The sequence below is a fragment of the Arsenicicoccus dermatophilus genome, from assembly GCF_046267915.1.
In the GTDB taxonomy this organism is placed as follows: Bacteria; Actinomycetota; Actinomycetes; order Actinomycetales; family Dermatophilaceae; genus Arsenicicoccus; species Arsenicicoccus dermatophilus_A.
Map to the genome: position 1 here is coordinate 3,290,263 of NZ_CP176520.1, position 20,874 is coordinate 3,311,136.

Annotated in this window: 19 protein-coding genes; 10 read left to right on the plus strand and 9 right to left on the minus strand. The window is 73.7% G+C overall.

What is annotated here, in order from left to right:
• Positions 1-4: 4 nt before the first annotated feature.
• The 8 genes from ACK2IS_RS15445 (at position 5) to trxA (ending at position 10,043) form a co-directional block, all read left to right on the plus strand.
• On the plus strand, positions 5-478 hold the full coding sequence (locus tag ACK2IS_RS15445) for an NUDIX hydrolase (RefSeq protein ID WP_409485689.1): 474 nt from the start codon (positions 5-7) through the stop codon (positions 476-478).
• The gene (locus ACK2IS_RS15450; protein WP_409484174.1) at positions 475-2,886 is read left to right on the plus strand and encodes a DUF6049 family protein; all 2,412 of its coding nucleotides are present in this window, start codon (positions 475-477) and stop codon (positions 2,884-2,886) included. Before ACK2IS_RS15445 ends, ACK2IS_RS15450 begins: the two co-directional genes overlap by 4 nt.
• The gene (gene murJ, locus ACK2IS_RS15455; protein WP_409484175.1) at positions 2,886-4,802 is read left to right on the plus strand and encodes a murein biosynthesis integral membrane protein MurJ; all 1,917 of its coding nucleotides are present in this window, start codon (positions 2,886-2,888) and stop codon (positions 4,800-4,802) included. The genes ACK2IS_RS15450 and murJ overlap by 1 nt, the downstream gene beginning before the upstream one ends.
• Positions 4,803-4,931: 129 nt before the next feature.
• Positions 4,932-6,971 (plus strand): hypothetical protein, encoded by a 2,040-nt coding sequence (locus ACK2IS_RS15460; RefSeq protein ID WP_409484176.1) that lies wholly within the window; start codon positions 4,932-4,934, stop codon positions 6,969-6,971.
• A gap of 9 nt (positions 6,972-6,980) precedes the next feature.
• The gene (sigM, locus tag ACK2IS_RS15465; protein WP_409484177.1) at positions 6,981-7,556 is read left to right on the plus strand and encodes an RNA polymerase sigma factor SigM; all 576 of its coding nucleotides are present in this window, start codon (positions 6,981-6,983) and stop codon (positions 7,554-7,556) included.
• 73 nt (positions 7,557-7,629) lie between these two features.
• The gene (locus tag ACK2IS_RS15470; protein ID WP_409484178.1) at positions 7,630-8,439 is read left to right on the plus strand and encodes a hypothetical protein; all 810 of its coding nucleotides are present in this window, start codon (positions 7,630-7,632) and stop codon (positions 8,437-8,439) included.
• A 194-nt stretch (positions 8,440-8,633) separates the two neighbouring features.
• A complete protein-coding gene (gene trxB / locus ACK2IS_RS15475) occupies positions 8,634-9,653 on the plus strand; it encodes a thioredoxin-disulfide reductase (RefSeq protein WP_409484179.1) in 1,020 nt (339 codons plus the stop codon).
• Between the two features lie 60 nt (positions 9,654-9,713).
• Positions 9,714-10,043, plus strand: a complete 330-nt coding sequence (gene trxA / locus ACK2IS_RS15480) for a thioredoxin (protein ID WP_409484180.1) — start codon at positions 9,714-9,716, stop codon at positions 10,041-10,043.
• On the opposite strand, the gene ACK2IS_RS15485 is transcribed toward trxA, so the two are convergent.
• Positions 10,031-10,789, minus strand: a complete 759-nt coding sequence (locus ACK2IS_RS15485; RefSeq protein ID WP_409484181.1) for a hypothetical protein — start codon at positions 10,787-10,789, stop codon at positions 10,031-10,033. The two genes, trxA and ACK2IS_RS15485, sit on opposite strands and share 13 nt — an antisense overlap.
• Before the next feature lie 170 nt (positions 10,790-10,959).
• Here ACK2IS_RS15485 and ACK2IS_RS15490 point away from each other — a divergent pair, with 170 nt between their 5' ends.
• Entirely contained in the window at positions 10,960-12,267 is a 1,308-nt protein-coding gene (locus ACK2IS_RS15490; protein WP_409484182.1) for a PLP-dependent aminotransferase family protein, read from the plus strand.
• Entirely contained in the window at positions 12,264-13,214 is a 951-nt protein-coding gene (locus ACK2IS_RS15495) for a D-alanine--D-alanine ligase (RefSeq protein ID WP_409484183.1), read from the plus strand. Before ACK2IS_RS15490 ends, ACK2IS_RS15495 begins: the two co-directional genes overlap by 4 nt.
• A gap of 195 nt (positions 13,215-13,409) precedes the next feature.
• On the opposite strand, the gene ACK2IS_RS15500 is transcribed toward ACK2IS_RS15495, so the two are convergent.
• The 8 genes from ACK2IS_RS15500 to rpmH all read right to left on the minus strand — a co-directional run bounded on the left by ACK2IS_RS15500 (position 13,410) and on the right by rpmH (position 20,507).
• Positions 13,410-14,540: a ParB/RepB/Spo0J family partition protein gene (locus tag ACK2IS_RS15500; protein WP_409484184.1), complete on the minus strand. Its 1,131-nt coding sequence runs from the start codon at positions 14,538-14,540 to the stop codon at positions 13,410-13,412.
• Positions 14,537-16,360 carry an AAA family ATPase gene (locus tag ACK2IS_RS15505; RefSeq protein ID WP_409484185.1) on the minus strand — a complete coding sequence of 608 codons (1,824 nt, stop codon included), beginning with the start codon at positions 16,358-16,360 and terminating at the stop codon, positions 14,537-14,539. The genes ACK2IS_RS15500 and ACK2IS_RS15505 overlap by 4 nt, the downstream gene beginning before the upstream one ends.
• An 807-nt stretch (positions 16,361-17,167) precedes the next feature.
• Positions 17,168-17,914, minus strand: coding sequence for a 16S rRNA (guanine(527)-N(7))-methyltransferase RsmG (rsmG, locus tag ACK2IS_RS15510; RefSeq protein ID WP_409484186.1), 747 nt, complete (start codon positions 17,912-17,914; stop codon positions 17,168-17,170).
• Positions 17,914-18,510, minus strand: coding sequence for a protein jag (locus tag ACK2IS_RS15515; protein WP_409484187.1), 597 nt, complete (start codon positions 18,508-18,510; stop codon positions 17,914-17,916). The genes rsmG and ACK2IS_RS15515 overlap by 1 nt, the downstream gene beginning before the upstream one ends.
• An 82-nt stretch (positions 18,511-18,592) precedes the next feature.
• Entirely contained in the window at positions 18,593-19,597 is a 1,005-nt protein-coding gene (gene yidC, locus ACK2IS_RS15520; protein WP_409484188.1) for a membrane protein insertase YidC, read from the minus strand.
• A 74-nt stretch (positions 19,598-19,671) separates the two neighbouring features.
• Entirely contained in the window at positions 19,672-19,962 is a 291-nt protein-coding gene (yidD, locus tag ACK2IS_RS15525) for a membrane protein insertion efficiency factor YidD (protein ID WP_409484189.1), read from the minus strand.
• Positions 19,959-20,360: a ribonuclease P protein component gene (gene rnpA / locus ACK2IS_RS15530; protein WP_409484190.1), complete on the minus strand. Its 402-nt coding sequence runs from the start codon at positions 20,358-20,360 to the stop codon at positions 19,959-19,961. Before rnpA ends, yidD begins: the two co-directional genes overlap by 4 nt.
• Before the next feature lie 9 nt (positions 20,361-20,369).
• Positions 20,370-20,507, minus strand: coding sequence for a 50S ribosomal protein L34 (rpmH, locus tag ACK2IS_RS15535; RefSeq protein ID WP_013885212.1), 138 nt, complete (start codon positions 20,505-20,507; stop codon positions 20,370-20,372).
• Between the last annotated feature and the right edge of the window lie 367 nt (positions 20,508-20,874).

Here is a 20,874-nt window from a genome sequence, read left to right on the forward strand (position 1 = left end):
CCCCATGAGCCCGGCTGCCCGCTTCCCGCGGCGGCTGCCTGCCGTGGAGGAGGTCTCCGCGGGCGGGGTGATCGTGCGGGTCGAGCGGGGGCTGGCGGAGCTGGCGATCATCGCCCGGCGCAACCGGGCGGGCCGCGTCGAGTGGTGCCTGCCCAAGGGACACATCGAGGGCGTGGAGACGCTGGAGCAGACCGCGGTGCGCGAGGTGGCCGAGGAGACGGGCATCCACGGTCGGGTGATTGCCCCGCTGGGATCGATCGACTACTGGTTCACCACGGCGACGTCGCGCGTCCACAAGGTCGTGCACCACTACCTGCTGGAGGCCCTCGGCGGCCGGCTGACGATCGAGAACGACCCGGACCAGGAGGCCATCGACGTGGCGTGGGTGCGACTCGGCGACCACACGACCGAGCTGACCTTCCCCAACGAGAGGCGCATCGCGGCCACGGCCTGGCAGCGCCTCGCCGGCGACCGGTGATCCGAGGCGCGAGGGGGGCGGCGGCGAGGCTCGCCGCGGTCCTGGCGACCCTCGCCCCGCTCCTCGGCGGTATGACGGCAGCGGGCGCCACGTCCTCCCGGGGCGCCGTGAGCGGGCGGCCGGCCGCGCCCGCCGCGCTCCCCCCGCCCGCCGCGCTCCCCCCGCCCGCCGTGTCGGCCCGTGCCGGCTCGGCGGCCCCCGCCGCCGCGGTGGCGCGGCGTGGCTCCGTGCCGACGTCGTCCCGGGAGCGGGAGTCCGCCGCCCGCGTGGGCATCACCCTGGACGACGTGGCGCCCGTGGTGGCGAGCCCGGGCCAGGAGGTGAAGGTCCGGTTGACGGTCACGGCCCCGGCGGCCACGGGTCCGCTGTCGGCTCGCCTGCTGGTGGGGGACACGCCGGTGACCAGCCGGGCCGTGCTGGACTCCTGGTTGCACGCGACGACGCCGCGCCCCTTGACCTCCCGCGAGGTGGCGCAGGAGCAGATCCCGCCGCTGGTGGCGCGGGGCGCCTCGACGCTCACCTTGACGATCCCGGCCGACGCGGTGCCCCGGGGACGGCCCTTCGGCGCCTATCCCCTGGCCGTCGAGGTCCGCTCGGGCACCACCCGCGCCGGGGTCCTGCGCTCGGTCCTGGCGGGCCTGCGGGCCACGCCGGAGTACGAACCCCTCCGCCTGGCCTGGGTCGCCCCGATCACGCTCCCCGCCGACCCCGAGCTCACGGCAGGCACCGCGGCGCAGGTGGGGGCGGCCTGGTCCCGGACGGTGGGACCTCAGGGGCCCCTGCAGCAACGGCTGGACGCCGCCGTCGGCACGCCCGTCACCTGGCTGGTGGACCCGGCGGTCCTCGCTCCACCGAGCCGGCCGGGCGGTCTGATCTCCGACCCCACGGCCGTGCCCACCGCGACCCCGACCCCGACGTCGACCTCGACCTCGACCTCGACCCCGACCCCGCACCCCCTCGTCGGAGCCACCGGGCACGCCTCGGCCCGCAGCCACCCGACGACCCCCACCCCGACGGCACCCACCCCGACGAGCCCCGGCTCCGGGGCCGGCGCCCTGGCGGGTGCGGCCCGCGACGCCCAGCAGCTCGCCGCCCGGCTGCGCGCGCTCGACGACACCCAGCCCCTGTGGGCCCTGCCCCCGGGCGACCCCGACACCGCCGCCCTGCTCACCGCGAACCCGCGCGAGCTGCGGCCGCTGCTGTGGCCTCAGCAGGCCTCGCCCCTCGACGCCGCGGTGGGCCGCTCCGTCCCCGACTCCGTCGCCTGGCCCGCGGACGGGCTGTGGCCGGAGGGCCGGACGGCGTCCTGGCAGGCCGCCACGGCGCGCACGGCCCCGGCGGCCGCCCTGGTCTCCACGAACGCGATCCGCAGCTCCCCGGACCTGACCCCGGGCGCCGGGCAGCGCAGCTCCGAGGGGCTGCCCCTGCTGGCCTACGACGAAGGGCTGAGCGCGATCGCGTCGGGGTGGCGCACGCGCACGGACGCCCAGCTCGTGCAGGAGTTCCTCGGGCAGACCCTGGCCCTGCTGGGCGAGCGCCCCGGCACCCGGCGCACCGCCCTCGTCGCCCTCCCCCGGGACGCCGCGCCGAGCCCGGCCGCCCTGCGGCGGCTGTGGCGGGCGACCCGCACGGTCCCGTGGCTGCGTCAGGTGGACGCGAGCACCTTCCTCAGCGCGAGCAGCCGCGCCACCGCGCCCTCCCGGCTGCGGCCCGCCACGGCATCGCCCCTGACCCCGCAGACGACCCAGGAGCTCTCGGAGGGGGCGCGTGCGGTCACCGGCCTGCGCACGATCCTGCCCAGCGAGGAGCGGCTCACCACGTCCTGGACCATGGCGCTGCGTGACCTCGCCTCGGCCCGGTGGCGGGGTCGGCCGCAGGAGTGGGAGGAGCTGCGCCATACCCTCGACGAGTCCGTGGGCACGGCACGCCGAGGGGTGCAGGTGCCTCCGAGCACCTTCAACTTCCTCGCCGACACCGGCGTCATCCAGATCACCATCACCAACTCCCTGCCGTATGCCGTCCACGACCTGCGCCTGGACCTCGTGCCCGGGATCGGGACCCTGCGCGTCGACAAGGCGCCGCCTCCGCTGTCCATCGCGGCGGGCAGCCGCACCACCACGCGGGTGCAGGTGTCGGCCCGGGCCGCAGGGACGGTCCCGCTGGAGGCTCGGCTCACCACCCCGGACGGTGTCGTCCTCGGCTCGCCCAGTACCGTCAACATGAACGTCCGCCCGACCAGCGCGTGGGTGTTCGCGCTCATCGCAGGTATCGTCGGCGCGATTCTCGTGCTCGGGCTGGCGCGTGCCCTGCGTCGCGGCGGCCCGACGCGCGCCGAGCGGGAGCTCGGTGACCACGACGCCGTTGCCGAGGCCGTCCTCGGCGCTGACAGCTCCCCCAAGGACCCGTGATGAGCCGCTTGCGCCCCTACGACCGCTCCGCCGACGACGACCGTGGCTATCCGTCGGACGCCTCGCTGACCGAGGAGATCCCCCTCTCGGTCTACAGCCACGAGTTCCCGGACGGCGCCTACACCGGGGAGTTCGGACACATCGCCGACCCGGACGGTCCGTCGGGAGCCGCCCGGGAGACCGGTCTGGAGGTGGGCCGGCACCGGGCTCGTGCCCGGGCGCGGGCGCTGGCCCTGGAGCAGGAGCGTCGGCAGCGCGAGGGCGCGGGGCAGGTCAAGCAGCAGACGCTGGGCCGCGCGAGCGCGCTGATGGCCTCCGGGACCCTCGTGAGCCGCATGCTCGGTCTGGTGCGGCAGTCGCTGCTGACATATTGCATCGGGTCCCTCACCATCAGCTCTGGCGCCTTCCAGGTCGCCAACACCCTGCCCAACCTCATCTACATCCTGATCTCCGGCGGTCTGCTCAACGCCGTCCTCATCCCGCAGATCACCAAGGCGCTGAAGCAGCCGGACGGCGACCACCTCGTGGACCGGCTGCTGACGGCGTGCTTCGCGCTGGTGCTGGGGGCGACGATCGTGGCGACCGTCGCCGCGGCGCCGCTGGTCAACCTCTACGGCCTGCGGGGTGACGGGCCGGAGGTCCGGCTCGCCGTCGACTTCGCCTACCTGTGCATCCCGCAGCTGTTCTTCTACGGGACCTACGCCATCCTGGGGCAGGTCCTCAACGCCCGGGGCAGCTACGGCGCCTTCATGTGGACCCCGGTCCTCGCGAACGTCGTGCAGATCGCGGGTCTGCTGGCCTTCCAGATGCTCTATCCCGGGTCCGACCACCTGCGGCCGGAGCAGTGGACCCACGACATGGTCCTGCTGCTGGGCATCTCCACCACCCTGGGCATCGTGCTGCAGGCGGTGGCCCTGATCCCCGCGCTGCGCGCCTCGGGCTACCGGTGGCGTCCCCGGTGGGGGCTGCGGGGGCACGGCTTCGGCTCCGCCACCCGCACGGCGGGGTGGGCCTTCGCGGCGCTCCTCGTCAGCCAGGTGGGCGGCTGGGCGACCATGAAGGTCATGCTCATGGTGCAGGCACGGGCTTCGCACGACCACCTGCTGGTGGCCGGCGTCATGGTCTACAACGTGGCCTTCCTGTTCTTCATGCTGCCGCACTCGATCATCACCACGTCCATCATCACGGCGCTCTATCCGCCGATGTCGGTGGCGGCCAACGACGGCAACCGGTCCGAGCTGCGGGTCCTGCTCACCCGTGGGCTGACCCTGCCCTCGGTCGCGCTCGTGCCCATCACCGTCGCCGGCCTGGTGCTCGCGGTCCCCGGGCTGGGGGTCGCGATGCCGAGCCTGCTGCGCCAGGGGTCGCTGCGCGAGACCGCGATCGTCTTCGGCGTGATGATCCTCGGGCTCATCCCTTTCGGCTGGACGACCCTGCAGGCACGATTCCTGTTCGCCACCGACGACGGGCGCACCAACCTGTGGCTGCAGGTGCTCCTCACGGCGGTGCAGATCACCTTCGCCGTGGGCGCCCTGTGGGGCCCCCCCGGTCACTCGGTGGCCCTGATCGCGGTCGGTCAGACCCTCGGCAACCTCGTCGCCGGGGTGACCTTCATGCTGATCGCCCAGCGGCGCGTGGGTGGGCTGCCGCTCAACCGCATCGTGCGGCTGCACGTCCGCCTGGCGATGATCTCCACCGTCGCCGGGCTGCTCACGTGGGGCCTGATCGAGGGGATCCAGGTGCTGGCCGGGGTCGGCTTCGTGTCCTTCGTCGTCCAGCTGGTGGTGGGCGGGCTGATCTTCCTCGCGGTGTTCCTCGTCCTCACGCGCACCTTCCACGTCAAGGAGGTGGCCGACCTGCTCAGCCCGGTCACCCGACGGGTGCGCTCCCGCCTGCCGGGGCGGGCCACGGCCTAGCCACTCCGAGAGACCACGTGCCGGAGCCTGCGGGCCGGGCACCACCTAGAATGCGGTGAACGCGACGGGCCTGGGCCCCGGGCCCGACGCCCACCCCGCCCGCTGCGTGAGACGGAAGGGGACAGGCGTATGCCGGCTGTGGGACCGGGCACGTCCATCGGAGGCAGGTATCACCTGCGCCAGCGGGTCGCGCACACCGCCCGCCTCGAGCGCTGGGAGGCCGACGACACGACCCTGGGCCACCGGGTGCTGGTCACCGTGATCCCCGACCAGGACCCGGCCGCGGCCGGCGCCCTGGACGCGGCACGGCGGGTCTCCTCGCTCACCGACCCGCGTCTGCTCGCGGTCCTGGACGCGGGCAGCGGCGACGGGCTCGTGCACATCGTCGAGGAGGCCCCCGAGGGCGCCACGACGCTGACCGCCCTGCTCGCCGACGGCGGTCTGCCCGCGACGCGCGCCCGTCGGGTCGTCCTCGACGTGGCGGAGGTGCTGGACGCCGCCGCGAGCCGCGGACTGCACCACCTGCAGCTGTCCCCCGACCACGTCCTGCGCCGCAAGGACGGGTCGGTGGCCGTGCGCGGCGTGGCCGTCGAGGCGGCCCTGGCCGGGCGGGACCACCTCAATGCCGTCCAGGCCTCCCGCACCGACGCGGTGGCCCTCGCCGCGCTGCTGCACGCCGCCCTCACCGCCACCTGGCCGGGCATCGACCGCAGCGGTCTGCGTCCCACGCCACGCGTCGCCGGCGCCCCGGCACCGCCGTCCGAGCTGGTCCCCGCCGTGCCCGACGACCTGGAGCACCTGGTCACCCAGACCCTGGGACGTCGGGGCAGGGCCACCTCTCCGGGGGCCTTCGCCCAGATTCTGCGCGACGGCGCCCCGCCGGTGGCGCCGACCGAGCAGATCTCGGTCGTCGCGCCCGGTCCGGCGCCGAGCCCGTCCCCTGCGGATGCCTCGACCGCCGAGGCCGACACCGCAGGCACCGGGCCCGGGCCGGCGGCGTCGACGCCGGCCACCTCGCCGTCGTCGACGGACCGGTCGGCGGCCGCGCCCGCAGGCGCGGTCACGGCCGCGGCCACCCCCGTCGCGGCTCGGCCGGCCGCGAGCACCTCGACCACCCAGCGCCCGGTGCCCGCCACCGCGCCCGCCACCGCGGGAGCCGCCGCGGCCACCGCCGTCATGCCCGGGTCTGCCGTCACCCCGGCCGCACCCGCCGCACCACCCTTCCCCCCGCTGGCCGACGACCTGCGCACCGACATCGAGCACCCGCCGACCAAGGCGCAGGCGGCGGCGATGGCGGCGGTGGGCGCCACCGCGGTGCGCGCCCGCCAGCTGGGCCAGGCCGCCGCCGGCCCCTGGCAGCGGCGGGCCGAGCGCCGTGCCGAGCAGCGTGCGCAGGCCCGGGCCGGTCAGACCCCGGTCGAGGCCCTGACGACCGAGGCGCACCAGGCCGAGCCGGTCGCCCCGGTCTTCGTCAGCGACGTGCCGACCGGGACGCCCTCGTCCCGTCAGGCCAACTTCGTGCTCGCCCTGATCGCCACCTGCCTCGTGCTCGCCCTTGTCGGGGGACTCATCGGGGTCTACGCCATGGTGCACAACATCCAGCGCCAGCTCGACGCGCCCCCGGTCGCCCGGACCTACACCGCGACCGCTCCGGCCGTCACGGTGACGGTGGGCTCGGCGGGCCAGGTGCTGGCCAGTCGCTCCGCCACCGCGACCTCGGTCGCGGCCCCGCCCGTCGCCATCGTCGGTCTGACGACCTACGACCCCGAGGGCAGCGACGACGCCGAGAACAACGCGATGGTCAACAAGGTCCGCGACGGCAGGGCCGACACCTACTGGCGCAGCCAGCGCTACTCCTCGGACACCTTCGGCAACCTCAAGACCGGGGTCGGCATCGCGGTGTACCTCGGGGACAACAAGCCGACCCTGCACCAGGTCAAGCTCACGCTGCCCGACAACCCCGGGCAGGACCTGACGGTCTACGCCAGCGACGCGGAGTCCAAGGACGGCGGCCTGGTGCTGGGATCGGTCAGGAGCGCCTCCGGCGAGGTCACCGTCGACGTCCGTCCGGGAACCCCCGGCAAGCCCTATGTCGTGGTGTGGTTCACCAACAGCCCCGCGCAGATGGGCGGTCACTACGCCGCGCTGTCCGAGATCGCCATCTCCTGAGCCGTCATCATGGACACCCCCCTCGACCTGCAGACCGCCGACGACCGGGCCCTGATGGCAGCCCATCTCGCCGGCGACCCGGACGCCTTCGGCGAGATCTACCGCCGGCACCGCGACCGGATGTGGGCCGTCGCGATGCGCACCTGCAACGACCGGGAGCTCGCGGCCGACGCGGTCCAGGACGCCTTCGTGGCGGCCTTCCGCAGGGCGGGGTCCTATCGCGGCGAGGCGGCCGTGACCACCTGGTTGCACCGGATCGTCGTCAACGCCTGCCTGGACCGGTTGCGGCGGCTCAAGCCGACCAGCGAGCTGCCCGAGCTGGACCTCGCCGACGGGCGCGACGAGCACGCCTCCCTCGAGGTCGCCCTCGACGTGCGAGAGGCCCTGGAGCGCCTGCCCGATGGGCAACGGCTGGCTCTCGTGCTGGTCGACATGCACGGGCTCAGCGTGGCCGAGGCCGCCCAGGTCCTCGACGTCGCCGAGGGCACCATCAAGTCCCGGTGCGCCCGCGGCCGGACGGCGATGGCGGGCCTGCTCGGGCTGCGCACCGGCTCGCCGCGGGCCACCGGGAACCATCGGACGTGAGGACGCGTCATACACCTGGCGGCCGTGAGGCGGCCGACACCAGCCGGACCCATGCCGAGGGAGGTGCCCACCCGTGACGACGACCCGCCCCACCGGGGACCAGCGACCGGACCGCCCGAACGCCCCGTCCGGACCGCAGGTCCCCGATCCGCCCCGCAGCACCGATGACGATCCCACGGGCGTCCGCGACCTGCTCGCCGCCCTTCCCGACCCGGGGCCCATGCCGGCCGACCTGGTCTCCCGCATCACCGCGTCGCTCGAGGCCGAGGCGCGCGGCCGCCAGATCCCGCCGGCCCCCCCGGTCGAGCTCGCCCCCGTCATCCCCCTGTCCGGCGCCACCCGGACCCGGCGGCGCCCCGGCCGCCGCACCGTCCCGCTCCTGCTGGGCGCCGCCGCCGCGGTCACCGCGCTGGGGCTCGCCACCCCCGCCCTCCTGGAGCAGCTGCACGTCCGCACCGACGTCTCCGCAGCCACCCTGGACACCTCCGCCACCGCGCGCCAGTCACCGCCCGGCATGGCCGTGGCCATAGCCCCGGACCTGGTCCCGGTCCAGGTGCGCCTGAGCCGGTCCGTCCCGGGTGACGACCTCCTGCGCGAGGGCCGGACGATGCTCCGAGGTCGCTGGTCGCCCCCCGTCCCGCACACTCTCGAGCAACCGCACGTCGGTCCGATCGGCACCCCTGACGGTGTCCGGGAGTGCCTGGCGGCCATCGGCGGGACCCCGTCCGGGCTGCTGGCCGCGGAGATCACGAGCTATGCCGGCAAGCCCGCCGTCGTGCTCGCGACCCACCAGGGCGAGGGGGTCGTGGTGTATGCCGCAGGCCTGCCTTGCGTGCGTGGCTCCGCAACCCTGCTCACCGCACCGGTCACCGGCGCTCGCTGAGCCGTCCGCCCGCCGCACCGGCCGGGCGGACGGTCCGTGTTTCACGTGAAACGGGCGGTGACGGCGACCGCACGTCTCGGGCACCGCCGGAATGTCCTGACCCCGTACCCGGTTTCCGCCCACGCGCGGAGGGTGGGACAGTGGTCTCGCTCCCGCGCGGCGCCGCGACCCCGGCGTCGCCCCCACGATCACGGATGAAGGACCCTATGAACGACGACGTCCGCAATCTCATCATCATCGGCTCCGGCCCGGCCGGCTACACCGCCGCCGTCTACGCCGCCCGCGCCAACCTGGAGCCCCTCGTCTTCGAGGGCTCGGTGACCGCCGGCGGCGCCCTGATGAACACCACGGAGGTCGAGAACTTCCCCGGCTTCCGCGACGGCATCATGGGCCCGGACCTGATGGACAACATGCGGGCCCAGGCCGAGCGTTTCGGTGCCGAGCTGGTCCGTGACGACGTCACCGCCGTCGACCTGGCCGGTGAGATCAAGGTGGTGACCGACGGCGAGGGCAACCAGCACCGGGCCCACGCCGTGATCCTGGCGATGGGATCGGCCTACCGCGAGCTGGGCCTGGAGGACGAGCAGCGCCTCTCCGGGCGCGGTGTGTCCTGGTGCGCCACCTGCGACGGGGCGTTCTTCCGCGACAAGCCGATCGTGGTCGTGGGTGGCGGAGACTCGGCCATCGAGGAGGCGACCTTCCTCACCCGCTTCGGCAGCTCGGTCACCGTCGTCCACCGCCGCGACGAGCTGCGCGCCTCCAAGATCATGGCCGAGCGGGCGCACGCCAACGACAAGCTCGACTTCGCGTGGAACTCCCAGGTCGTGGCCATCAACGGCGAGAACAAGGTCGAGTCGGTGACCCTGCGCGACACCGTCACCGGGGCCGAGCGCGAGCTCGAGACCGCAGCGGTCTTCGTCGCCATCGGCCACGACCCGCGCAACGAGCTGGTGCGCGGCATCGTCGACCTGGACGACGAGGGCTACGTCCTGGTGCAGGGGCGCGGGACCGTGACCAACCTCGATGGCGTGTTCGCCTGCGGTGACCTGGTCGACCACACCTACCGTCAGGCCATCACCGCCGCGGGCTCCGGCTGCGCGGCCGCCCTGGACGCCGAGCGCTGGCTCGCCGCCCGGGAGGAGGGGGCCATCCCGCCCGCCGACACGACGCCCGACGACCGGACCGAGGCCGAGGGCTCCACCCCGTCCCGCTGACCCGCCGCAACCCCTCAGCACCACCAGCCGAGCAGTCCCCACCCAACGAGAGGAAACCCCATGGGCGCCAACACCAAGGACACCACCGACGCGACCTTCGAGCAGGACGTGCTGCAGAGCACCAAGCCCGTCCTCGTCGACTTCTGGGCCACCTGGTGCGGCCCGTGCCGCCAGATCGCCCCCATCCTCGACGAGATCGCCGGCGCGCACGCCGACAAGATCGACGTGGTCAAGGTCGACGTCGACGCCAACCCGCAGACGGCGGCGAAGTACGGCGTCACCAGCATCCCGATGCTCAACCTCTACGTGAACGGCGAGGTCGTCAAGACCATCGTCGGCGCGCAGCCCAAGCCCAAGCTGCTCAAGGAGCTCGCGGACTACCTGTCCTGATCGCGTCGCGGATCCCACGCCGGCGCCCGCCCACGACCCCACGTCGTGGCGGGCGCCGTCGCGTGCCCGGCCGACCACCGGCTGAGCCTTGCCCCCAGCTCGTCCACCACCATCGCCAGCGAGCGCACGTCCAGCCGCAGCCGCGGCACGGTGGGATGCGCGCGCACCACCTCGAAGCCGAGGTCGAGCAGCAGGCGGGTCGGCACCCGGCACAGGTCCGGTGACGGCCACGGCTCGTCGGAGCACGATCGCCCGGGGACCGGGACCGACCCCCCTGCGGGCGCCGGGTCGACGCCGACGGGACCGCCCGGCAGGTGCAGGCACCCCGGCACGGTCGCCGGGCCGCCGTACGCCTCGACGGCGCGGACGCGCCGACGCACCAGGTCCCGCGAGAGGGCCTGGACCGCCAGCCTGCTCCAGCTGCGTCCGGCCGACGACAGCGAGAGCAGCAGCGCGGCGTCCTGCCCGACGGGCGCCGTGGCAGGCAGCAGCGATCGCGGGACGTAGGCCGGCGGGGCCAGGACCACGTGAGCCTGGGTCCGGCCACCCGCCCGGACGAGCACGCCGGGCGGGCCCCACTCCCGCGTCACCTCCGCGACCCAGGCCCGTTGCCGTGGGGTCGACCGCCGCCGCGGACCGGCGTGCGCCTCGACCGGGTCGCGCAGCCACCGCACGCAGCCGCGGCAGGGCTCACGCAGCAGGTCCACGGTGGCCGCCGACAACGGCACCACCTGACGGCCTCCCATGCGGCGCACCTCCTGCCCGAACGGTCCGGCGCGGACCGCTCCGCGCCGGGACGGGCGGCGTGGGACACTGCTCGTCTCAGGTAGTCCCAGGCTAGCGGCGAGGGCGGGTGTCCGCAGCCGTCCTGCAGACCCGACCGCCGCGAGCGGGTCAGAGCGCGAGGAGCACGACCATGACCGACCAGCACCCCGTGGGCTCCCGGCTGGACCCCTGGGTGGAGTCCTACGCCGCACGCACCACCGGCATGCGGGTGAGCGAGATCCGGGCGCTGTTCGCCGTGGCCTCCCGACCTGAGGTGGTCTCCCTCGCCGGTGGTATGCCGAGCATCGACGCCCTCCCCCTGCCCGAGGTGGGGGCCACCGTGGACCGGCTGCTGCGCGAGCGGGGGCTGACGGCGCTGCAGTACTCCTCCGGTCAGGGGGACCCGGTGCTGCGCGAGCAGCTGCTGGACGTGATGCGGCTGGAGGGCCTGGACGTCCACCCCGACGACATCGTCATGACGACCGGGTCGCAGCAGGCCCTGGACCTGGTGTCCCGGGTCCTGCTCGACCCCGGTGACCTGGTCCTCGCCGAGTCTCCTTCCTACGTCGGGGCGCTCGGCGTCTTCGCGGCATACCAGGCAGACGTCGTCCATGTGCCCTGCGACGGCGACGGGCTGATCCCGGAGGCGCTGGACGAGCACCTCACCCGCCTGCGAGGGCAGGGCCGGCGCATCAAGTTCCTCTACACCGTCCCCACCTTCCAGAACCCCGCCGGCACCGCGCTCTGCGACGAGCGACGCCCGCGTGTGCTCGAGATCTGTCGTCGGCACGGCGTCCTGGTCGTGGAGGACAACCCTTACGGCCTGCTGGGTTTCGAGGGTCGCACCTACGACGCCCTGCGGTCGCTGGGCGAGGAGGGGGTGATCTACCTCGGGACCTTCTCCAAGATCTTCGCCGCCGGGCTGCGGGTCGGCTGGGCGGTCGCGCCGCACGCGGTCAAGGAGAAGCTGGTGCTCGCCAACGAGGCGGCCATCCTGTGCCCCAGCGCCTTCACGCAGGCGGTGGCGTCCCGCTACCTCGCGGAGCTGGACTGGCGGGCGCAGACCGCCGGGTTGCGCGACGTCTACCGGGAGCGGCGTGATGCGATGGCGCAGGCACTGACCGCTCTGCTTCCCCAGGCCACCTGGCACCTGCCGCGTGGCGGGCTGTTCTTCTGGATCGAGCTGCCCGAGGGCCTGGACACCAAGGCGATGCTGCCGCTGGCGGTCAAGGAGCTCGTGGCCTACGCGCCGGGCACCGGGTTCTACGCCGACGGGTCCGGCCGCCGCAACGCCCGCCTCAACTTCTCCTACCCCACCCCCGAGCGCATCCACGAGGGCGTTCGCCGCTTCGCGACCGTGGTGGAGCGCGAGCTCGAGCTCGTCGAGACCTTCGGTCCCTGTGCCCGCACCAGCCCTGAGGGCCCCCGGGTCCTCCTGCCCTCACCGGAGGTGTCATGACCACCGCCCTCGTCCTGTCCGGCGGGCTCTCGCACGAGCGGGAGGTGTCGGTCCGCTCGGGCCGTCGCCTCGGCGAGGCGCTGCGCAGCAAAGGCTTCCAGGTGCACCACGCCGACCTGGACCGCGGCCTGCTGCCCCTCGTCGACTCCCTGCGGCCAGACCTGGTGTGGCCCACCCTGCACGGCAGCCCGGGAGAGAACGGGTCCTTGCGGGACGTGCTGGACCACCTGCGGGTGCCGTATGTCGGTCCCCGCGGGCCTGGTGCCCGACTGGCGTGGGACAAGCCGGTCGCGAAGGCTCTCGTCGCCCGGGCGGGGGTGGCCACCCCGGCGCACGTCGCGGTGGCGCACAGCACCTTCCGCCAGCTCGGCGCGAGCAGCGTGCTGGAGCGGATCACTGCCGACCTCGGCCTGCCGCTGGCGGTCAAGCCGGCCCGAGGCGGGTCCGCCCTCGGCTTCCACATCGCCACGACCGCGCTGGAGCTGGGCGCCGCCCTGGTGGACGCCTATGCCTACGACGACCTGGCGCTCGTCGAGCACGTGGTCACGGGCACCGAGGTGTCGGTGACCGTGCTGGAGCAGGCGGACGGCGGACTGCGCGCGCTGGCACCGGTGGAGATCTGCCCGGTCGGCGGCGTCTTCGACTACGACCACATGTACACCGCCGGCGAGACGGAGTACTTCACCCCGGCCCGGCTGGCTCCGGACGCTCTGGAGGCGGCCCGCGACGCAGCGGTCATGGCGCACGAGGTGCTCGACCACCGGCACCTGTCCCGCACGGACCTGATCGTCGACGAGACGGGGGTGCCGTGGTTCCTGGAGTGCAGCGTCTCTCCGGGGCTCACCGAGACGAGCCAGGTGCCGATCGCCCTCGCGGGGGCCGGCCTGCGCCCGGCCGACGTCTATGCCGAGATCGCCGAGCGAGTCGTCGCCCAGCACGGCACGTGAGGCTGCCGGGACGAGCAGGAGGCCCTCGATCGTGACCCGGGGGGCCTCCTGCTCGTCGTTTCACGTGGAACGCTCCGTCTGCCAGGCGCTGGTGCCCGGCTCGTCCTCACGTTTCCCGGGAGACACGAGACGCACCTCGTGTCTTCCGGGAACAGAAGACGGACCGGGTGCTGGTTCCCCGGGAGACGAGGACGGTCACTCGCGGCCCATGAGGGTGAGGATCCGCTGCAGGTCCTCCATCGACGCGAACTCCACCGTCAGCTTGCCCTTGCGCCGGCCCATGGCCACCTGCACCCGGGTCTCGAACCGGTCCGCCAACGAGCTGGCGACCTCCTCCAGCTCGGGCGGAGTCGGGGTGGGTCGGCTGGTGCGCGCGGGCTTGTCCTGCGCGCCGGCAGCGCCGAGGGCGACGATCTCCTCCACGGACCGCACCGACAACCCCTCGGCGACGATGCGCTGGGCGAGCCGCTCCATCGCGGCGGCGTCCTCCAGCGCCAGCAGGGCTCGGGCATGACCGGCGCTGAGGACCCCCGCCGCGACCCGTCGCTGCACGAGCGGCGGCAGACGCAGCAGCCGGACGGTATTGGAGATCTGCGGTCGCGAGCGGCCGAGCCTGCTGGCCAGCTCGTCGTGGGTGCAGCCGAAGTCCTCCAGCAGCTGCTGGTAGGCCGCCGCCTCCTCGAGCGGGTTGAGCTGGGAGCGGTGGAGGTTCTCCAGGAGGGCGTGCCGCAGCATCTCGTCGTCGTCGGTGCGGCGGATGATCGCCGGCACGGTGGCCAGACCCGCCTCCTGGCTGGCTCGCCACCGGCGCTCACCCATGATGAGCTCGTACTCCGCCTCGGCGTGGGCGTCCGACGGCGCTCCCGTCAGGGGACGTACCACGATCGGCTGGAGCACACCGAGCTCACGGACGCTGTGGACCAGCTCGGCCATGTCGTCGTCGTCGAAGACGGTGCGTGGCTGCCGCGCGTTGGGCTGGATCGACCCGACGGGCAGCTCGGCGTAGGTCGCGCCGGGGACGGCGGTCAGCGTGTCAGCCTCCTTCGCGCCGGGACTTGCGGCCTCGGGCGCGGCACGCGGCTCCAGGTCCACGGGTCGTCGGCCGAGCCCCAGGGCGGTGGCCGTGGCGAGGTGCTCCGCCCGCCATTCCGCATGGTCCCGTCGCTCCGGGCGCTCCCGGTGCTCCTGCCCGCCGGATGCACCGGTGGTGGGGGCCCCGGGCGTCTCCGCGTCCCGGAAGAACACGTCGACAGGACGGTCCCCCGCCGCGGTCTGCGGGATCAGCGCACCCAGACCACGCCCGAGCCCACGTCGCTTGTCACTCATCGCTTCCCTCCGTCCCCGGCGGGCTGCCGGGCGATCTCCACCGCGGCGGCGGCGTAGGACTTGGCTCCGGTGCTGGTGGGGTCGTACGTCAGGACGGTCTGGCCGTGGCTGGGCGCCTCGGAGATACGGACCGACCTCGGCACGCTGGCCGAGATGACCTGCTTCCCGAAGTGGCGCCGCACCTCCTCGGCGACCTGCGAGGACAGCCGGGTCCGCGCGTCATACATCGTGAGCAGGATGGTCGACACGTGCAGCGAGGGGTTGAGGTGGGCCTTGATCAGCTCGATGTTCTTCAGCAGCTGCGACAGGCCCTCGAGCGCGTAGTACTCGCACTGGATCGGGATGAAGACCTCTTCCGCGGCGACGAAGGCGTTGATCGTCAGCAGCCCCAGGCTCGGCGGGCAGTCGACCAGCACGTAGTCGATGCGCTCGTCCCGGTCCTCCATCGTCCGCAGGTACGCCGTCAGCGCGCGCTCGAGGCGCATCTCGCGGGCGACGAGGGAGACCAGCTCGATCTCGGCGCCGGCCAGGTCGATGGTGGCCGGTGCGCAGTAGAGGCCCTCGATGTCCGGGCACCGCTGCACCGCGTCCACGATCGGCAGTCCGTCCACGAGCACGTCGTAGACGCTGGGCACCTCGGCGTGGTGCGGGATGCCGAGCGCCGTCGAGGCGTTGCCCTGGGGGTCCAGGTCGATCACGAGCACCCGGAGCCCGGCCAGCGCCAGCGCCGCGGCGATGTTGACCGTCGTCGTCGTCTTGCCGACGCCACCCTTCTGGTTGGCGACCGTCATCACCCGGGTCCGGGCCGGCCGCGGGAGCGGCTCGGTGACCACGCGGGTGCCGCTCGGCCGAGGCGGCGGAGTGTCCGCAGCCTCCTCCGTCGACGCGCCGCTCGGCGGCTGCGGGACGGGGTGCGGACGATCGCGACCAGGGTCGGGCTCCGTCGGGTTCTGCGCGGTCAGCGCGGCGACGACGTCGATGCGCTTGGTTTCACGTGGAACCGGCCCATCGGCCGTCACGACGGGAGCGACCTTCGCCAGCTCCAGCCGGGCGGCGCCGCCACCTTCACCGAACAGTGCGGCATCAGCCACAGGACGCTCCTTGGACTCGTGCCAGGCGGAGGCCAGGCGGGACTTGCGTATGTCGGACCCGGCGTGGCCGAGGAACTTGCTCCGGACGGGCGCATCCGCGGCAGCTTCGGCCCCACGCGGGCGGTGGGTCCGGGGCCGCAGCTCGACGGCCTGCCCCTCACGAGGCAGATCCCGGTCCCAGGAGCGGGCCAGGGCTCCTAGTCCGTCGCCCATGCCGTCACCCAGATCCCGAGCCGCGGGCGCGAGATCGTCGTCATCATCATCGGGCATCTGCGGACCGCTCGCCAAAGGGGCCTTGATCGCAGGGAGCGTGATGGTGTCGGGAGCCACGAAGTCGACCAGTCCTCCACGGCCCACGACGCGAGAGGCCGTCGGGACCGGCGCAGGGCTCAACCGGACCCGGGTGCTCTCGTCGAACTGCGGCTCCGCAGCGTCCTGGCGTGCGGACCGGGGTCCGTCGGCCCGGCCGGTGTCGTTCTCGCGGGCCTCGGTGCACGCGTCGTCGCCCTGATCGACGTGTGTCGGGGACGCCACGCGGCCAGGGTGGCCCTCCTCGCGCTCCGGCTCGGCGGGCACCTCCCCGGGCGTGACCTCGCTCGGCGTCCCGCTCCCGGCCACCACAGGCAGCGGTGCGGCCACGTCCTGGCGTCGCGATCGGGCCTGCCGCGCCTGCTCGGCCTCGAGCAACGCGCGGACGCGGCGGGTCTCGATCTCGGAGGGGGTGGGCACGCCCTCGGGGGCGGGTGCCCTCCTGACCGTAGCGCCGACGAGGCGCCCCGTCGCAGGTGCGTCCGTGGCGGCGACGTCCGCACGGCGGGGGGCGAGGGATTCAGGGGTAGCCTCCTGCGAGGTCTCGGAGGCCGCTCCGACGGACTTCGCTCCTTCGGCCTGCAGCAACGCACGCACCCGTTCCGTCTCCGTCGGAGAGGGGACCGGAGCGCCGCTGCCCCGCGGCGCGCGGGCAGACCGGTCGGCCGCGTGGGAGCGGCGCGGCGCGGCGGCGTCCGGACTCCCCGGGGTGGGCGCCTGCTGCGGGTGCGGTATGCCGGGGGCGGCGTCCCCCGACCGACCCGCACCGTCAGCCCTGTGCGCCCCTGAGCGCGGGGGAACCTCCGGGCGGGCATGCGGCGCCACGCTGGACAAGGCGCCGTCACGTTCGTCGTGACGCATCCCCAGCGTCGACTCCAGTCGTCGGCGGAAGCTGGACCAGACGCCCTTGGAGCCGCGTGCGCCCCGCGATGGCGTCGGCTCGTCGGCCTGCCGTTCCACGTGAAACCTCCACAGTCTCGGTCATCCGTGACCGTCCACGTGAACCTATCTCGTTGCGTTCGAGCGTGGTCGGTCACACGCGGGGCAGTGCCGAGATCACCACGAAGCGGGACGTAGGGCACGCGCTCCGGCACCTCCGAGGGCCGGTGGTGACCTGCCGGGGTGCGCGTTTCACGTGAAACGACCAGGTGCACCGATCGAGACGGCGCGACCGTCCTGCCCACCCGATCGCACCGGGACCGTGGCACGGCGGCCCCCAGCCCGGGATCAGCGTGGGCGCCGCCCCTTGCCGGCCCGACCCCGTCGCAGGGCCGACACCGTCTCGATCGGCGTCCCCGGCCGGTGACTGTCCGCGAGGCGCAGCCGCGCCACCGTGGTGGGCTCGGGCAGCAGGCGCCCGCAGGCCACCACCTCGACCGCCACCACGCCTGCTGCCGCCAGCTCCACCTCCTCCTCGGTGAGCTCCTGCTGGACGCTGCGCCCCTTGAGGGCCAGGATCACCCCGGCAGGCGCGAGCAGCGGCGCGCACCACCGGGTCAGCTGACCGAGCCGCGTCACGGCGCGGGCCGTCGCGAAGGGCGTCTCGATCCGGCCCACGACGTCCTGGGCCCGGGCGTGGTGCACGGTGACGTTGTCCAGGCCGAGAGCACTGCAGGTCGCGCCCAACCAGTCGGTGGCCCGCTGGCGGGCCTCGACGAGGTGGAGGCGCAGGTCTGGACGGGCGATGGCGAGCGCCAGGCCGGGCAGGCCGGCACCGGACCCGACGTCGACCACCTCCACCGACGCGGGCACGAGCTCGGCGACGACCGCACAGTTGAGCACGTGCCGCTCCCACAGCCGTGGCACCTCCCGCGGGCCGATCAGCCCGTGCTCCACCCCCGAGGAGCCGAGCGCCTTCACGAAGGCCTCGGCCTGCCCCAGTCGGTCGCCATACACCTCGATCGCCTCGGGGGGCGCAGACGGCGACGCCGTCCCCACCTCGGGGACGGCGTCGCCGGACGACTGGTCGGCCATCAGGCCGGCAGGACCACGACGTGCCGATGGGGCTCGGCGCCCTCGGACTCCGAGCTGAGCCCGCCGGCGAGGACCTCGTCGTGGACGACCTTGCGCTCGAAGGCCGACATCGGGGCCAGGGCCTGCTCCTCGCCGGTGTCCTTGACGCGCCGCACGGCGTCGCGGGCCAGCTCCACCAGCTCGGCACGTCGGGCCGCCCGGTGACCGGCGACGTCCAGCATCAGTCGGCTGCGCTCGCCCGTCTCGGCCTGCACCGCCAGGCGGGTCAGCTCCTGCAGGGCCTCCAGGACGCGGCCGCGGTCCCCGACCAGGCGGCGGGGGACGCGCCCCTCCTCGGAGTCGACGATGGCGACCGACGCCCGGTCGCCGTCGACGTCCACGTCGATGTCCCCGTCCATGTCCGCGATGTCGAGCAGCGTCTCCAGGAAGTCGGCAGCCACCTCACCCTCACGCTCCAGGAGCTGGAGGCGGGCCGCACGGCCCCCGGCGCCCACGGCGGCGTCGGCTTGGCTCTCGACGGCAGGGTCGGGGGCCACCGTCGCCTCGTCGTCCTCGGGGGTGTGCTCAGGGGTGTGCTCGGGGGTGCTCGTGGTCACGGGAAAACCCTTTCTCTCGTGGGGCGGCGGTAGGACGAGGGTCGTCCCGGAGGCGCCGCCCGGACGTGTGTTCCGGCGGGGGTCAGGCCCGGGTCGCCCCGCCGCCTCCCTTGCGCTTCTTGGTCCGCCGGGGCTGCTGACGCTGTCCGCTCGGTCGGGGGCCGCCGTCCTCGACCACCTGCCCCGCCACGGTCTCGGTGGCGGCGACCGGCTGCTTGCGCTGGAGCTTGTCGGCGCCCGGCATGGCCTTGCCCTGCGCCTTGCGCTTGGCCTCGAGGCGCTCGTAGGCGGGCGAGCCCGGCGTCGGCATCCGCCCGATCGTGTAGAACTGCTGGCCCATGGACCACAGGTTGGTCACCAGCCAGTAGATGAGGACACCGATGGGGAAGTTGACGCCGGACACCGCGAAGATCACCGGCATGATGTAGAGCAGGATCTTCTGCTGCTTGAACATCGGGTTGTCCATGGCGGACGCCGGCATGTTCTTGGTCATCGCCTGGTGCTGGGAGATGAACTGCGTGATCGACATCAGCACGATCATCGCGATGGTGATCACCTTGGCGTTCACGTCGCTGCTGGTGGTGAACTTGTCGGACAGGTGGACGCCCCACACCATCGACTGCTCGGCCTGCCGGGCCACCGCCGCGGTGATGGGACCCACAGCCCCGCGCGAGCCGCTGGCGATGCCACCGAGGCCGTTCAGCACGTTGAACAGCGCGAAGAAGATCGGCATCTGGAGCAGGATCGGCATGCACGAGGAGAAGGGATTGGTGCCCGAGTCCTTGTAGAGCGCCATCGTCTCCTCGGTCATCCGCTGCCGGGACTCCGGATCCGTCTTGCCCTTGTACTTCGCCTGGATCTTCTGCAGCTCGGGCTGGATGAGCGTCATCTTGCGCGAGGCGTGCAGCTGCTTGACGAACAGCGGCGTGATGAGGATGCGGATGACCACCACGAGACCGACGATCGACAGACCCCAGGTCAGACCACCGGCCGGGTCCATGCCCGTCGAGGAGAACATCTGGTGGAACCCGTACATGATCCAGGCCACGACGACCTCGATGGGGTACAGCACGCTGGAGAAGCTCATCTCGTCCTCAGGGTCAGGCGCTCGGGCGCCGGGTGGAGCGGCGGGGCGTTGTCAGTATGACGCCGCGACGGGGCCTACGGCGTGCGACGCGGACGGCCGTGCTCGTCCGCCTCGGGAACGTGGTCGACGCCCCCGGGGTTCCAGGGATGACACCGCCCCAGCCGCCGAGCGGCGAGCCAGGACCCGCGGATCGGGCCGAACCGGACCACGGCCGTCAGCGCGTAGGTGGAGCAGGTGGGATAGAACCGACAGCTCGGCGGGGTGAGCGGGGAGATCCACAGCTGGTAGAAACGGATCAGACCCAGGGCGAGCGCGCGCACGGGATGGGAGCGCCACCCCTGCCACCACGGCTGCTCACCGGTCATCCGAGGACCCCGTCCCCGGCCGGCGCCCGACCCCGCCCAGGTGCGCCGGCCTTGGCGAGGCAACGCCCCAGGAGCCGGCCGAGCTCGGCGTCGAGGACGGCATACCCTGCCTCGGCGGCGGCCGGGTTGGCCCGGACCACGACGTCCGTGCCAGGCGGAAGAGCGGCGACCCGGGCACGGGCCGCGTGCCGCAGCCGGCGCTTGGTGCGGTTGCGCTGGACGGCGCCGCCCACGGCCTTGGACACAACAAGACCGACCCGCGGCGGCCGAGCCGACCGCGTGTCGGTCATGTTGGTGTGCACCACGAGCAGCGGGCTGCCGGCGCGGACGGAGGTGGTGCCGCGCACCGTGGCCGTGAAGTCCGCGCCGTCCCGCAGGCGGTGCTGCGCAGACAGCACCAGGGCGTCTCAGGCGGAGAGCTCGGAGCGGCCCTTGCGACGACGGGCGGCCAGGATGGCGCGGCCGGCGCGGGTGCGCATGCGGAGACGGAAGCCGTGCGTCTTGGCGCGACGACGGTTGTTCGGCTGGAAGGTGCGCTTGCTCACGGGAGAACTCCGTTGACGGTGTCGGGTCGCTGGGCGGGGCGCATGGCGTCCTGCGGCGGCTGGTCGGGCGGGTGCGTCCTGCACCCCGCCCGCGTGGTGCAGGAGGCGGTGGCATGCAGAACTCGTCGGCACGGCCGACGGCCCTCCAAAATACGTCAGCGCAGACCAGGGGGTCAAACCCGCTGACCAGGACGGCCCAGGAGGGCGGCGCGGCGCGGCCACCGACCCGGCGGGCTCAGCCCAGAACCACCCGCACGCCTTTGGTGCACCGACCCGGGCGTTGTTAGCGTGGTGGCTTCCGTGGCCCGGGGCACCCCTGTCTATCCTGGTTGTCCACACCCTGTGGAGAACCATGTGGATCACCCGG

Coding starts and splice junctions, on each gene's coding strand:
- ACK2IS_RS15445 (WP_409485689.1), top strand. CDS start 5: ATGAGCCCGGCTGCCCGCTTCCCGCGGCGGCTGCCTGCCGTGGAGGAG.
- murJ (WP_409484175.1), top strand. CDS start 2,886: ATGAGCCGCTTGCGCCCCTACGACCGCTCCGCCGACGACGACCGTGGC.
- ACK2IS_RS15460 (WP_409484176.1), top strand. CDS start 4,932: ATGCCGGCTGTGGGACCGGGCACGTCCATCGGAGGCAGGTATCACCTG.
- sigM (WP_409484177.1), top strand. CDS start 6,981: ATGGACACCCCCCTCGACCTGCAGACCGCCGACGACCGGGCCCTGATG.
- trxB (WP_409484179.1), top strand. CDS start 8,634: ATGAAGGACCCTATGAACGACGACGTCCGCAATCTCATCATCATCGGC.
- trxA (WP_409484180.1), top strand. CDS start 9,714: ATGGGCGCCAACACCAAGGACACCACCGACGCGACCTTCGAGCAGGAC.
- ACK2IS_RS15485 (WP_409484181.1), bottom strand. CDS start 10,789: ATGGGAGGCCGTCAGGTGGTGCCGTTGTCGGCGGCCACCGTGGACCTG.
- ACK2IS_RS15490 (WP_409484182.1), top strand. CDS start 10,960: ATGACCGACCAGCACCCCGTGGGCTCCCGGCTGGACCCCTGGGTGGAG.
- ACK2IS_RS15495 (WP_409484183.1), top strand. CDS start 12,264: ATGACCACCGCCCTCGTCCTGTCCGGCGGGCTCTCGCACGAGCGGGAG.
- ACK2IS_RS15500 (WP_409484184.1), bottom strand. CDS start 14,540: ATGAGTGACAAGCGACGTGGGCTCGGGCGTGGTCTGGGTGCGCTGATC.
- rsmG (WP_409484186.1), bottom strand. CDS start 17,914: ATGGCCGACCAGTCGTCCGGCGACGCCGTCCCCGAGGTGGGGACGGCG.
- yidC (WP_409484188.1), bottom strand. CDS start 19,597: ATGAGCTTCTCCAGCGTGCTGTACCCCATCGAGGTCGTCGTGGCCTGG.
- yidD (WP_409484189.1), bottom strand. CDS start 19,962: ATGACCGGTGAGCAGCCGTGGTGGCAGGGGTGGCGCTCCCATCCCGTG.